The organism is Halostella litorea, assembly GCF_004785955.1.
Lineage (GTDB): Archaea > Halobacteriota > Halobacteria > Halobacteriales > Natronoarchaeaceae > Halostella > Halostella litorea.
Map to the genome: position 1 here is coordinate 19,708 of NZ_SJER01000001.1, position 13,295 is coordinate 33,002.

Below are 13,295 nucleotides of genomic sequence, written 5' to 3' on the forward strand. Positions count from 1 at the left end.
GAAGGGTTTTGTTTCCCGGCGCGCAATCGTACCCATGAATCTCTACCGCAGCGTCCGGGCCGTCACCGGCGCGTCCGGCGACGGGCCGATAGACTGGGACGCCGTCGCCGAGGCCGCGAAGGCGTCGACGGACGCCGGCTCGCTGGACCTCTCACCGGGCGAGCGCGACGGCTACGCGGACGACGTTCGCGACGCCCGCCGCCGGGTCCGGGAGGTGGCCGACCTTGAGTTCGACGTGCCCCGCGCCGTCGAGGTCCAGCACCGCCACCACTGGATCGACGCGAACGTCGAGACGTTCGCCCGGCTGATGGAGCCGCTGGAGGACGAGGTGGGCGGCATGTTCCCCGGCGCTGCCCGCGTCGTCAACACCGGCTCGATGAGCTTCATGCTCGGCTTCCTCGCGCGGAACGTGCTCGGCCAGTACGACCCGCTCCTGCTCGCGGACGACCCGAGCGACCACGCGCTGTACTTCGTCCGCCCGAACATCGTCCGCACGGCCGACGCCCTGAACACCGAGTACCCGCGCTTCCGCCGCTGGATCGCGTTCCACGAGGTGACCCACGCCGCCGAGTTCGGCGCGGCCCCGTGGCTCTCGGACCACCTGGAGGAGCGCATGGAGCGTGGCATCGGCGCGGTGGCCGACGGCTCGATAGACCGCGAGGCGTTCCGCGAACTCGACGCCGCGATGACCGTCGTCGAGGGGTACGCCGAACTCCTGATGGACCACGCGTTCGACGACGAGTACGCCGACCTCCGGCGGAAACTCGACGAGCGCCGACAGGGCCGCGGGCCGCTGGCCCGCCTCGTCCGGCGCGCGCTCGGCCTCGGCCTGAAGCGCCGCCAGTACGAGCGCGGGAAGGCGTTCTTCGAGACGGTCGCCGACGAGCGCGGCGTCGCCGCCGCCGGCGCGGTGTGGGACCGCCCCGAGAACCTCCCGAGCGACGCGGAGATAGACGCCCCGCGGGACTGGATCCGCCGCGTCGATCCCTGAACGCGGGACTGACTACCGCACCGACTCCCGTGGGACGCCGGCACGCACCCGCACAAGACACTTGTACCGGTCCCCCGGACGCTCGGACATGACCGACAGACGGGCCGTCCGCGAGGGGTACGACGAACTCGCGGAGGCGTACGCCGCCCAGCGCTCGGAGGACGAGACGCTGGGCACCTCGCTCGTCGAGGACCTGCTCGCGGACCTCCCACCGGACGCGCGCCTGCTGGACGCGGGCTGTGGCGGCGGGGAGCCGGTACTGACCCGCGCCGGCGACCGCGCGGTCGGCATCGACTTCTCCGGTAAGCAACTCGACCTGGCGTCAGCGGCCGCGCCGGCCGCGCCGCTCGTGCAGGGCGACATGGCCGCGCTCCCGTTCCGTGACGGCGCGTTCGACGCCGTCACCGCCGTCCACTCGCTGATCCACGTACCGCTCGACGACCACCGGCGCGTCGTCGACGAGTTCGCACGCGTGCTGCGCCCCGGCGGTCGGCTGCTGGTCTCCGAGGGCCACGGGCGCTGGCGGGGCCGCAACCCCGACTGGCTCGACTCCGGCGCGGCGATGGAGTGGGACATCGCGGGGGCCGAGGCGACGCTCGACCAGCTCCGCGCCGCCGGGTTCGAGCTCCGCGACCAGTGGGCAGTCGCCGACACGCTCGCCGACGAGGACGCACAGAAGCCGTTCTTCCTGGCCGACCTGCGCGGTCGGTGAACTTTTCCCGGCCGCCCGCACAGTGCCGGCCATGCCGCCCGAGTACGACCCCGTGGAGTCGCCCGACGCGACGACCGTCTTCCCGTACCACGACCTGACGCCGCCGACGACCGCGGACGTGTACCGCGCCCGACGGGTCGTCCGCGACCACCTGCCCCGGACGCCGCTGGTCCGCAGCGAACCGCTCTCCGCGGAGTTCGACGCGGACGTCTACCTCAAGCGCGAGGACACGCTCCCGACCGGCGCGTTCAAGGTCCGCGGCGGGGTCACGCTCGCGGCCGGCCTCGACGACGAGTTCCGCGACCCCGGGCTGATCGCCGCCAGCACCGGCAACCACGGCCAGTCCGTCGCGTACGCCGGGCGGGCCTTCGACGTGCCCGTCACCGTCGTCGTCCCCGAGGACGCCAACCCCTCGAAGGTGACCGCGATGGAGCGACTGGGCGCGGAGGTGCGCCACTACGGCGACGACTTCGACGCCGCCCGCGAGCGCGCCGAGGCGCTGGCCGCCGACGAGGGGTACCGCTACGTCCACTCCGCGAACGAACCGGACCTGGTCGCGGGCGTCGGAACCGCCGGCCTCGAAGTCGTCGAGGACCTGCCCGACGTGGACTACCTGTTCTGCCCGGTCGGCGGCGGCTCCAGCGCCGCGGGCTACTGTCTCACCGTCGGCGAACTGACCGACGCGACCGTCGTCGGCGCGCAGTCCGAGGCCGCGCCCGCGATGCACCGCGCCTGGGCGGAGGGCCACCTCCGCCCGTCCGACCGCATGGGGACGTTCGCGGAGGGCATCGCCACGAGCGTCCCGTTCGCGATGACGGTCCGCCTGCTCCGCGATCGGCTGGACGACTTCCGACTCGTGAGCGAGGACGCGCTCCGGGCGGGCGTCAGGGACCTGCTCGTCGAGGACTCGGTCGTGATGGAGGGGGCCTGCGCCGCCGCCGTCGCGGCGATGCGCCAGTACGGCGACGACCTCCGCGGCGAGACGGTCGTCTTCCCGGTGTCCGGTCGCAACCTCGACGTGGAAAAGCTGCAGGCCGCGCTCGACGACTGAAGGGCGGTCGGGGCCGTGGACCCCCACAGCCTCCCGTCAGGGAGCGATCGTGGAGAGGTAGTACACCAGCAGGACGCCGAGGACGAGCCCCGCGGCAACCACGGCGAGCACGCTCGTCAGGCCCGCGCCGCCCTGGACCGCGATCATCCCGGCGGAGACGCCGACGAGGAGGACGAAGCCGGCCTTCAGGCGGGTCATGTTCCGCTCCTGTTCCTCCTCCGGGATCGACGGCCCGACCATCTCAGTCACCGGCGGCCGCCAGGGACTCGTCGGGGGCGCTCACGTGGAGCGTGGCGAACAGCCACTCGTCGTCGTGCCGTTCGAGCGTGCCGCTCCAGCGCGTCGGGTACGCCCGCCGCCGGCCCGTCGACGCGTCGGTCCATCCGAGGTCGACCTCGTCGCTGAACCAGGCGTAGCCGTCGCGCTCGGCGACGCTGAGCCGCCGGGAGTCGACCGTCCACGCCTCCGTCGTGCGGCTCTGCTCGCGGAGCGCCTCGGCCACGTCGTCGTAACCGATCAGCGACTCCGAGACCCCGAACTTGGCCGTCTGAGGGTCCTCGACGAAGTACGGGTACAGCGGCTCCCCGCGGCGCAGCGACTCGTAGTACTCGCGGACCGTGTCGGCGGCGGTCATACGGGAGTACAGGGCAGCCGCCCGTTTGTAGTCACTGGAAACCCCGCCCGACGCCGTCGTCCTCGACGAGGTCGTCCAGTTCGGCGTCGAGCAGTTCCTCGGCCTCCTCGAACGTCGACGAGAGGTCGTCGAGTTCGTCCGGCCGGTCGTACTGGTCGTACTCCATCGGCCCGAAGGCGGGGCTGTCCAGGGCCTCCATCACGTCGTCGAACAGGTCGCCCGGCGTCGTCGGCGCGTCGGCGTGGGCCCTGAGCACCTCCTCTAAGTGCGACGCGCGGTCCTCGGCCTCGTCCTCGTCGTCGGGCGGCGACTGGACGGCGAAGCGGCCGGTGTCGGACTCGGCCGGGAGGTACGCCCCGATCTCGTCGTCGAGGCTGCGGGCGACGCGCGCCCCGACGCCCCGCACGTCGAACGGGTTCTTCGCGTAGGTCTTCAGGTGGTAGACGCCGCTCGACGGGTGGCCGATGTAGAGGTCCTCGCCGACGCCGCCGGACCGGTCGCCGGCGACGGCGCGCCAGCCCTGTGGGTCGACGTCCTGTTCCACGACGTCCTCGACGATGTCATCCCACTCCCTGACACGCATGTGCGACCGGTATGGGATCGTCGGGAATGAACGTATCGGTGGGGGCGAGACGTTCGCTCGGGGCCCGCCGCCCGGACCAGTAGCGCTTTTGGGGCCGGGCGACCTGTGACGGGATAGTGAATATTCGGGGAACCGCAGCGGGCGCGGCCGAGGTGCGGACCGTCTCGACGCAGTACGGCGAGAGCGACCTCGCGGAGGTGCCGGTCCGGCTCTCGGAGGGCGCGGACCCCGTGCCGGTGACGCTCTGGGGCAAGTGGACCGAGACCGCCGACCTGATCGAGTCGGGAATGGAACTGCTCGTCACCGACGCCGAGGAGGACGACTACGACGGGGGCTACGCCACGACCGGCGACTCCTACGTCGTGCTCGAACCGGACTTCCTCGTCGACGTGACCGACGTGCGCTCGTGGGTGCAGTGCCCCCGGATGTACTACCTGAACAAGCTCTCGGGGATCCCGCTGGCGTACCCGGTGGTCAAGGGGACCATCGTTCACGAGGTGTTCGGCGACCTGTTGCGGGGCCGGGACCTGGACGAATCGATCGCGGACCGCGTCGCGGAGGCGGGGCTGGAACTCGGCCTCCTCGGCCGGACGCGGGAGGAGGTCGAGGACGAAGTCCGGCAGAACGCGGCGGCCATCGAGGGCTGGCTGAACCAGGGCGTGCTCACGGACGGCGACGAGTGGCGCAGCGAGCAGACGCTCATCAGCGAGACGTTCGGCATCAAGGGCCGGGCCGACGCGATCCGCCGCGGGATGCCCGTCGAACTGAAGACCGGGAAGAACACGAAACGGGAGCCGCGCTTCCACGACAAGATACAGGCGGCCTGCTACGCGCTCGTCCTGCAGGAGCGGGGCGTCCCGGCCGACACGGGCACGCTGCTGTACACGAAAAACTCCGCGCTGGACCGCGCGGAGGCGACCGGCGACCTCTCGCCGGCCAAGGAGTTCTCCGTCGGCGACGGCCTGCTGAAGTTCGTCGTCCGGACGCGCAACGAGATCGCGGCGATGGAACACGACGCGGGCGTCCCGACGGGCTACGAGGCCGACGCGACCTGTGAGTACTGCTTCGAGCAGGACACCTGTCAGGTGGTCTCGGGCCGCCTCGACCAGGAGTCGAAGGCCGGCCAGATCGGCCGGGCGATCCCCGAGGAGGAGCGCGACTACTTCGACCGGTTCTACCGCGCAATCGAGGAGGAGCGCCGCGAGACCCACCGCGAGTACGCGAAACTGTGGGAGCAAAGCGCCGCCGAGCGGGCCGACGACGACCGCGCGCTGATCGGCCTGGAGCCGACCGACCGCCGGCAACTCGACGGCGGCCGCTGGGAACTGCACGCCGAGCGGACGGACACGGCCGTCTCGAAGATCCGCGAGGGGGACGTGGTGCTGGCCAGCGACGGCGACCCCGTCTCGGGCCACGCCGAACTCGCGCGGGTCGAGCGCCTCGACGAGGACGTCGTCGTCTCGGCCGACGAGCCGGTCGAACTGCGGCGGCTGGACGTGTACCCCTCGGAGCTCTCCGCGGACCGGATGCTCACCGCGCTCCACGACGGCCTGCTGAAGGGCGACGAGCGCCGGAAGGACGTCCTGTTCGGCCGCGCCGACCCCGAGTTCCGGGACGTGACCGAGACGTTCATCGACAACAACGCGGCCCAGGACGAGGCGGTCCGGAAGTCGGTCGCCGCCGAGGACTTCGCGCTGGTCCACGGGCCGCCCGGCACGGGGAAAACCTACACCATCGCCCGGACCGTCCGCGCGCTGGTCGAGCGCGGCGACCGCGTCCTGCTGTCGGCCTTTACCAACCGCGCCGTCGACAACGCGCTGGAGGCGGTGCGCGAGCAGGGGACCGAAAACGTGCTCCGCGTCGGAACCGAGTCCGGCGTCCGCGAGGACATGCGGGACGTCCGCCTCGACCAGCGCGGCGACCCCGGCGAGCGCGTCCGGGAACTGCGCGACGCGCCGCTGGTCGCCGCGACGACCGCGACGTGTGGCTCCCGCGTGATGCGCGAGCAGTCGTTCGACGTGGCCATCGTCGACGAGGCGGCCCAGCTCACCGAGCCGGAGACGCTGGCGGCGATCAACCTCGCCGACCGGTTCGTCCTCGTGGGCGACCACGAACAGTTGCCGCCGGTCGTACGGGCCGAAAACGACCTCACCGAGTCGCTGTTCGAGCGCCTCATCGACGCCAGCCCGGAGGCGGGCGTGTTGCTCGACCGCCAGTACCGGATGGCCCAGCGCATCCAGGCGTACGCCTCCCGGGAGTTCTACGACGGCGAACTCCGCCCCGCGACCGGCGAGGTGGCCGGCCAGCGCCTCGCGGACCTCCCGGGCGTCGACGTGGCCGCGCTGCCGGCCCACCTGCGGGACTCGGTCAGCATGATCGACGTGCCGGGCGACGCCGCGGCCCACACGGACGCCGTGGAGGCCGAGCGCGTCGCCGAGACGGTCGACGCGTTCGTCGACGCGGGACTGGACCCCGTCGACGTGGGCGTCATCGCGCCGTTCCGCGCGCAGGTCGCCGAGATATCCCGGCGGGTGAGCGACGACGTTACCGTCGACACCGTCGACCGCTTCCAGGGCTCGGCGAAGGAGGTCATCGTCGTCTCGTTCGTCGCCAGCGGCGACCTCGACAGCCCGATCTTCGAGGACTACCGCCGGGTCAACGTCGCGCTGACCCGGGCCAAGCGCGCGCTCGTGCTCGTCGGGGACGCCGACGCGCTGTCGACCGACGATGTCTACGCCGGGATGGTCGAGTGGGCGCGGGCCTAGGCGGGAGGCAGAGGCCGGACGGCCGCCGGGACGACACCCGCGGCGGCTCAGATCCGGCGCGGTTCGTTTATCGGGTCGACGTCCGCTGAGCGGCGGCCGGGGTCGCGCAGGGTCGCGTCGTACGCCGGCGCGACGTGGAGCCGCGGATCGGCGGAGGGCCGCCCCACGCCGGCCGCGGAGAACAGCGTGTTCTCGGCTATCTCGGCGGTCGCGGTCCGGAGCCGCCACGGGTCGTGGTCGACCAGTGCGGTGTAGATGCCACCCCGGCCGGGCAGGTAGAGCCGGTACCGGTCGATGGCGAAGTCCTCGAACGAGCCGTCCGCGACCGGTTCCAGCGGCCCGTCCGGCTCGTACGTCGCGCGGAGTCGGGCGTCGGGTTCGCCGGCCTGCACGCGCTCGCTCGTGACGGTCACCGCGGAGCCGCGCCGCCGGATCGACGCGTCCGAGAGGTAGTACGGCACGCCCAGCGTCCGCCGGGCGGCGGTGACCGCCAGCCGCTCGTCGGCGTCCATGCTGAGGAAGTAGACGCCGGGGTCGCCCTCTATCGTCACGTACGTCCGGAGGTTCACCTGCGGGAACGTCCGCCCGAACGGCGCGAACCGCGGCCGGACGTCGGTCATCGTCAGCGCGACGACGCCGAGCCACGCCTGCCCGTCGAACGTCTCCAGCGAGACGGCGTCGGGCAGGCGCGGGCGGAGCCGGTCGAGCGCGACCGGGTAGTGGGCGAACAGCAGGTCCCGCCACCGCATCGAGACGAGCGAAGCCATACCGGAGACAGGCGCGCCGCGGCCTTCGTCCTGTCGGCGCGGCCGTCGGGGCTTTTCAGCCCGCGCCGCCAAGGGGACGGCATGGAACTCCCGCTCGGGGACGGCGCGGTCGATGTCTCGCTCCCGGACTGCGACGTGACGGTCGCCGACCCGCCGGGCGGCGACGCAGTCGACCCCCGCGAGGCCGCGAAGCGCGCCGTTGCCGACCCCCACGGACCGCCGCTGGCCGACCGCGTCGCCCCCGGCGACGACGTGGCGGTCGTCGTGACGGACGTGACCCGCGCGACGCCGGACGACGCGCTGCTGGACGTCCTGCTGGCGGAACTCAAGGATGGCGGCGTCGACCGTGCGGACGTGACCGTCGTGATCGGCCTCGGCCTCCACCGCCCCATGGACGACGCCGAGGTCCGGTCGGCGCTCGGCGAGCACGCGGACCTCGCGGTGAACCACGACCCCGACGCCGCCGTGGAGGTCGGCCGCGTCGACGGCTGCCCGGTCGAACTCAACCCGGCGGTCGCCGACGCCAACCGCGTCGTCTCGACGGGCATGGTCGAACCCCACCAGTACGCCGGCTTCTCCGGCGGCGCGAAGACCGTCGTCGTCGGCGCGGGCGGCGAGCCGATCATCCGGTACACGCACGGCCCCGACATGCTCGCCCGCGACGGCGTCCGCCTCGGCCGCGTCGCCGGCAACCCGTTCCGCGAGACGCTGGACCGGGCGGGCGACGTGGCCGGCGTCGACTTCTCCCTGAACGTCACGCACGGACCCAGCGGGATCCTGGACGCCGCGGCGGGCGACCACCGCGCCGTCGTCCGCGAACTCGCGGCGTCGGCGCGCGACGCGCTGTCCGTCCCCGTCGCGGCCGACTACGACGCCGTCGTCGCGGGCGTCGGCGCGCCGAAGGACGCGAACCTCTACCAGACGACGCGGGCCGCGACGTACGTCGCGCTCGGCGACCAGAACCCGCTCCGCGACGGCGGCCGGATCGTCGTGCCGGCAGAACTGCCGGAGGGCGCGGGACGGGGGGACGGCGAGCGCCGGTTCCACGACCGCCTCTCGGGCGCGTCGAGCGCCGCCGAACTGTACGACGAGATGCGCGAGGGGTACGGCCCCGGCGCGCAGCGGGCGTTCGTCGTGGCCCGAGTGCTGCGGGACCACGACGTGTACGTGACCAACAGCCGGTCTCCCGGCGTCGTCGAGGAGTGCCTGATGCACGCCCGCGACTCCGTCGAGGCCGCTGTCGAGGACGGGAGCGACGTGCTCGTCGTGCCGGACGCGCTGAACACGCTGCTGGTGCGACCCTAGCTCGCGGGGGTTCGTGGCCTACTCCTCGACGCGCTGGTTGACCTGCTCGGCGATCCGCTCGCCGGGCCGCCGGAGGTGACCGCTCTCGACCTCGTACACGTAGCCGGAGACGGTCACGTCGTCGGGGATCAGGTCGGAATCCCGGAGGTACTCGACCTGCGCCGCGCAGGCCTCGTCGATGTCGTCGGTCATCTTCACCCAGTCCGCGACGCTCGCGTCGCCGACGTTCAGTTCGGGCAGGCTGGGGTCGAGGTCGGCGTCGTCTATGTCGCCGGCCTGCGCTTCAAGCCCCTCCGTCACCGCCTCGTCCGAGGCGCTCATCATCCCGCAGTCGGTGTGGTTGACGACGATTATCTCGTCGGTGTCGAAGAAGTTCGTCGTCAGCGCGGCCGAGCGGATCACGTCGTCGGTGACCTTCCCGCCCGCGTTCCGGTATATCTGGGCGTCGCCGAGGTCGAGTCCCAGCACGTCCTCGACGGGGATGCGCTCGTCCATGCACGCGACGACGAGCAGGTTCTCGTCCGTCGGGATGCCCTTGCGTCGCCGCCGCGCCCAGTCGTCGAGCGCGTCGACGTCCGCGTCCACGCGCTCGTGGACCGGTCCCTCGTGGTCCTCGTGGCCGTCGTCGCCGTGTGTGTGGTGTGCCATGCGTCACCGTGTACGTCGGCGACGGGCAAAACCGGGCCCCCACCGGAAAGGCTGGCCCGGGCTCCGCGAAAGCCGCGGAACCTACCGCTTCCGCGGTCGCCGTCGGCCGGGCCGCCGGGCTCACTCCTCGCCCGCGACCGCGCTCGCCCCGGCGTCGTCGCCGATGGCCTCGACGACGCGGTCGTGGAACGCGCGCAAGGCGGCGCTCTCGTCCTCGGCCAGCACCACGTCGCTGGCCGTCAGCGTCGCGAGGCCGAACGCCCGCGGCGTCGGCGAGTCGACCGTCCGGCTCGTCACCGCCACCTCGCCCGCCCCGACCGCGCCGACGACGGCCTCGATGGCCGCCACGTTCAGCTTGTCCTCCAGTATCTCGCGGTACGTCTCCTCGATCACGGCGAACTCCTCCAGGTCCTCCGCGAAGCCCAGCAGCATCTCGCTGGACACCTGCTGTTCCTTCGCGGACTTCTCGTACCCCTTGTACCGCTTCAAGATCATCAGCGAGCGCGTCGCGTTGATCCGGAAGTAGCGCTGGAGCAGTTCGGTGCCGTCGACGCTCTCGCGCAACAGCGGGCGCACCTCGTCGGGCGAGAGGTCCCGCAGGATCCCCGCCACGTCGACTTTCCGGTTCAGCGGCATCGACAGCGAGAACCCGTGGTCGGCGACGGCGACGGAGACGTTGGCGTTGGCCGCCTGCGCGCAGCGGTACGCCAGCAGGCGCGAGAGGCCGTCGTTGAACCGCCGGCCGTAGCCCGAGTGGACGTAGTACCGGCGCTCGTACTCGTCGCGGTCCTTCTCGACCTCGACCGCGATCCGCCCGTCGGTGCTGACGCTCTCGGCTCCGGCGTAGCGCACCTGCTGGTCGAACATGCGCGCGACCGCCCGCACGCTGTCGTCGTCCAGCGGGAAATCCCGGAGCCAGCGGCGCACGGCGGGCGGGCCGCCCGATTCGAGCCTGTCGACCAGTTCGCCCTGGAACGCCAGTATCTCCCGGCCCAGGTCGTAGGACAGCGGCAGGCGCTCGGAGAACCACGAGGGCACCGTCGGGCGGGCGCTCGTCCGGTCGACGTACACCTTCGAGCCGCGGCGGTAGCGGAACTCGAAGTTCTGCCCGCCGAGCACGAACACGTCCCCCTGCTCCAGCGTGTCGAGGTAGTTCTCGTCGAGGTTGCCCACCCACTCGTTGTCGGCGCGGGTGAACACGTCGCAGGTGAAGGAGTCGGGGATCGTGCCGATGTTGGTCATGTAGATCACCCGCGCCAGCCGCCCGCGCTTGCCCATCAGCGGCTCGCCGACGTCGAACTCGTCGTAGTGGTACTCGCCGCCCGGCGGGTCGTTGGCGTCGCGCCACACCTTCGCGTACACGTTCTGCTCCTCCAGCCCGTCGTAGTCGGCGGTGAGGTAGCGCAGCAGCCGCTCCCAGTCGTCGACGCCGTAGTCCCTGTACGGGTACGCCCGGCGGAGGACGCCGCGCACCTCCGCCTCGGGGCGGATCTCCGCGATCGCCATCCCGTAGACGTGCTGTGCGGCCACGTCGTGTGCGTTCTCGGGGATCGAGACGCTGTCGACGAACCCCTCCTCGGCCTTCTTCAGCATCACCGCACACTCCACGAGTTCGTCGCGGTCGAGCGCGATCACCCGGCCCGCGACGGTCTGGCCGACGCGGTGGCCCGCGCGCCCGACGCGCTGGAGCAGGGCGGCGACGCTCTTGGGCGAGCCGACCTGCACGACGAGGTCGACGTGGGGCATGTCGATGCCGAGTTCGAGGCTGGTCGAGGACGTGACCACGTCGAGCGTGCCGGCCTTCAGGTCCTCCTCGACACCCTGCCGGGCCTCCTTCGAGAGGCTGCCGTGGTGGCAGCCGGAGTTGTCCTCGTCGTAGGCGTCGTACCGCTCCCGCAGGTTCTGGAGGACGCGCTCGGCCCCCGACCGCGTGTTCGTGAACACGAGCGTGTTCGTGTGCTCGCCGATCAGGTCGTGTAGCTCGTCGTAGAACCGCCCCTGCACCACCTCGCGGGGCGTGTTGATCAGGTCGTCGGTCGGGCAGTGCAACTCCACGTCGAACTCCCGGGCGAACCGCGCGTCGACTATCTCGTAGTCCCGCGGGTCGCCGCCCGGGTCGGCCCGCCCGACGAGGAACTCGGCCACGTCGTCCAGCGGCTCGATCGTCGCCGAGCAGCCGATCCGGGTGGGCGAGCCGTCGGCGAGCGCTTCGAGGCGCTCCAGGCTGACCGAGAGGTGGGTGCCGCGCTTCCCGGCGGCGATAGAGTGGATCTCGTCGACGATCACGTACTCGACGGTCCGGAGCTTCTCGCGGAACTTCGGGGAGTTGAGCAGGATCGCAAGCGTCTCCGGCGTCGTGTTGAGGATGTGGGGAGTCTCCTCCAGCATCCGCTGGCGGTCGGCGTCGCTCGTGTCGCCGTGGCGGATCGCGTGGCGGATCTCGCCGACGTCCTCGCCGCGGCGCTCGGCGACCTCGCGGATCCCCTCCAGGGGCACCTCCAGGTTCCGGTGGATGTCGTTTGCCAGCGACTTCAGCGGCGAGACGTAGAGGCAGTAGACGGAGTTGTCGAGGCCGCCGTCGCCCTCGGCGGCCGCCGCGTCGCGCTCCCGCCGGTAGAGTTCGTCGATGATCGCGGTGAAGGAGGCGAGGGTCTTCCCGCTGCCCGTCGGGGCGGCGATGAGCGCGTTCGTCCCCTCGTCGACGAGGGGGATCGCGCCCTCCTGTGGCGGCGTGAAGAAGCCGTCGTTCTCGGGGACGAACTCGCCGAACTCCTCGACCCACCACTCCCGGACGACGGGGGTCAGCCGGGCCAGCACGTCGCCGTCGCTGACCGTCGCCGCCGCCGGGTCGAACGGCAACGCCGATGCGTCGTCAACGTCGAACGGGAGGTCCGTGCCGTCGGGCGGACCGGTCGGGGCCATCGGTGGATCCTTGGCCGCGGCCGGCAAGAGGGTTTGGACGCCGGAGCGGAAGTGAAAGCCGGCGACCCAACGCTTTTCGCTCCCCTCCCCGCAAGGGGCCGTATGAACGTCACCTTTCTCGGGACCGGGAGCGCGATGCCCACCGGCGAGCGCGCCCAGACCGGCCTCCTGCTGGAGAGCGACGGGCGGACGCTGCTGGTCGACTGCGGGAGCGGCGTCCTCCACCGCCTCGCCCGGACCGAGGTCGGGTACGAGGGCGTCTCGTCGGTGCTGGTCACCCACCACCACCTCGACCACGTCTCGGACCTGCTCTCGCTGCTGAAGGCGCGCTGGCTGGCGGGCGAGGAGCACCTCGAAGTGGTCGGCCCGACGGGCACCAAGTCGCTGGTCGACGACCTGCTGTCGGTCCACGACTACCTGGAGGGACGGGTCGACCTGCAGGTCCGCGAGGTCGGCCCGCACGCCTTCGAGGTGGCTGGGTTCGGCGTCGAGGGGTACGAGACGCGCCACTCCATGCCGACGCTGGCCTACCGCTTCGGCGACGAGTTCGTCTTCGGCGCGGACACGGAGGCGTTCGAGGGCCTCGCCAACTTCGCCGACGGCGCGGCGGTGCTCGCCCACGACTGCTCGTTCCCCGACGACGTGGACGTGTCGAACCACCCGACGCCCTCGCAACTGGGCGAGACGCTCGCGTCGTCGGGGGCCGACGTCGGCCGGGTGTACCTCACGCATTTCTACCCCCACACGAAGGGGCGCGAGGAGGAGATGGTCGCCTCCGTCCGCGAGGCCTACGACGGCGACGTCCGCGTCGCGTCGGACCTGACGACGGTCCGGATCGACTGAGGACCCCGCGTTCGGAATCCCACAGTCTTAAGGCTGCTCGCTGTTAGTAGTGAGATAACAACAGTGAATCGAGC

General features: G+C 71.8%; 12 protein-coding genes. 6 read left to right on the forward strand and 6 right to left on the reverse strand.

All coding sequences use genetic code 11. From position 1 onward, the window contains the following. Positions 1 to 34 precede the first annotated feature (34 nt). The 3 genes from EYW40_RS05645 to EYW40_RS05655 all read left to right on the forward strand — a co-directional run bounded on the left by EYW40_RS05645 (position 35) and on the right by EYW40_RS05655 (position 2,754). The gene (locus tag EYW40_RS05645) at positions 35 to 991 is read left to right on the forward strand and encodes a zinc-dependent metalloprotease (RefSeq protein WP_135820659.1); all 957 of its coding nucleotides are present in this window, start codon (positions 35 to 37) and stop codon (positions 989 to 991) included. Between the two features lie 88 nt (positions 992 to 1,079). Further along, positions 1,080 to 1,703: a class I SAM-dependent methyltransferase gene (locus EYW40_RS05650; protein ID WP_135820660.1), complete on the forward strand. Its 624-nt coding sequence runs from the start codon at positions 1,080 to 1,082 to the stop codon at positions 1,701 to 1,703. A gap of 31 nt (positions 1,704 to 1,734) precedes the next feature. After that, positions 1,735 to 2,754, forward strand: coding sequence for a threonine ammonia-lyase (locus tag EYW40_RS05655; protein WP_135820661.1), 1,020 nt, complete (start codon positions 1,735 to 1,737; stop codon positions 2,752 to 2,754). A gap of 36 nt (positions 2,755 to 2,790) precedes the next feature. Here the strand turns inward: EYW40_RS05655 and EYW40_RS05660 are convergent, their stop codons facing one another. Genes EYW40_RS05660 through EYW40_RS05670 form a run of 3 tightly spaced genes read right to left on the reverse strand, consistent with a single transcriptional unit; the run spans position 2,791 to position 3,971 of the window. Further along, a complete protein-coding gene (locus EYW40_RS05660; RefSeq protein WP_135822017.1) occupies positions 2,791 to 2,994 on the reverse strand; it encodes a hypothetical protein in 204 nt (67 codons plus the stop codon). Position 2,995: 1 nt separating this feature from the next. Further along, positions 2,996 to 3,388: a nuclear transport factor 2 family protein gene (locus tag EYW40_RS05665; RefSeq protein ID WP_135820662.1), complete on the reverse strand. Its 393-nt coding sequence runs from the start codon at positions 3,386 to 3,388 to the stop codon at positions 2,996 to 2,998. 31 nt (positions 3,389 to 3,419) lie between these two features. Then, positions 3,420 to 3,971: a hypothetical protein gene (locus EYW40_RS05670; protein ID WP_135820663.1), complete on the reverse strand. Its 552-nt coding sequence runs from the start codon at positions 3,969 to 3,971 to the stop codon at positions 3,420 to 3,422. A gap of 116 nt (positions 3,972 to 4,087) precedes the next feature. Here EYW40_RS05670 and EYW40_RS05675 point away from each other — a divergent pair, with 116 nt between their 5' ends. Then, complete coding sequence (locus EYW40_RS05675; protein WP_135820664.1) at positions 4,088 to 6,736, forward strand: AAA domain-containing protein; 2,649 nt, start codon at positions 4,088 to 4,090, stop codon at positions 6,734 to 6,736. Between the two features lie 47 nt (positions 6,737 to 6,783). Here EYW40_RS05675 and EYW40_RS05680 read toward each other — a convergent pair whose 3' ends face one another. After that, on the reverse strand, positions 6,784 to 7,503 hold the full coding sequence (locus EYW40_RS05680) for a YqjF family protein (protein ID WP_135820665.1): 720 nt from the start codon (positions 7,501 to 7,503) through the stop codon (positions 6,784 to 6,786). An 81-nt stretch (positions 7,504 to 7,584) separates the two neighbouring features. On the opposite strand from EYW40_RS05680, the gene EYW40_RS05685 reads away from it, so the two are divergent. Next, entirely contained in the window at positions 7,585 to 8,808 is a 1,224-nt protein-coding gene (locus tag EYW40_RS05685) for a lactate racemase domain-containing protein (protein ID WP_135820666.1), read from the forward strand. Between the two features lie 18 nt (positions 8,809 to 8,826). Here the strand turns inward: EYW40_RS05685 and EYW40_RS05690 are convergent, their stop codons facing one another. Continuing rightward, positions 8,827 to 9,456, reverse strand: a complete 630-nt coding sequence (locus tag EYW40_RS05690; RefSeq protein WP_135820667.1) for a beta-class carbonic anhydrase — start codon at positions 9,454 to 9,456, stop codon at positions 8,827 to 8,829. A 120-nt stretch (positions 9,457 to 9,576) separates the two neighbouring features. After that, positions 9,577 to 12,378, reverse strand: coding sequence for an ATP-dependent helicase (locus tag EYW40_RS05695; RefSeq protein WP_135820668.1), 2,802 nt, complete (start codon positions 12,376 to 12,378; stop codon positions 9,577 to 9,579). Between the two features lie 102 nt (positions 12,379 to 12,480). On the opposite strand from EYW40_RS05695, the gene EYW40_RS05700 reads away from it, so the two are divergent. Beyond that, positions 12,481 to 13,221 carry an MBL fold metallo-hydrolase gene (locus EYW40_RS05700; RefSeq protein WP_135820669.1) on the forward strand — a complete coding sequence of 247 codons (741 nt, stop codon included), beginning with the start codon at positions 12,481 to 12,483 and terminating at the stop codon, positions 13,219 to 13,221. Positions 13,222 to 13,295: the final 74 nt, after the last annotated feature.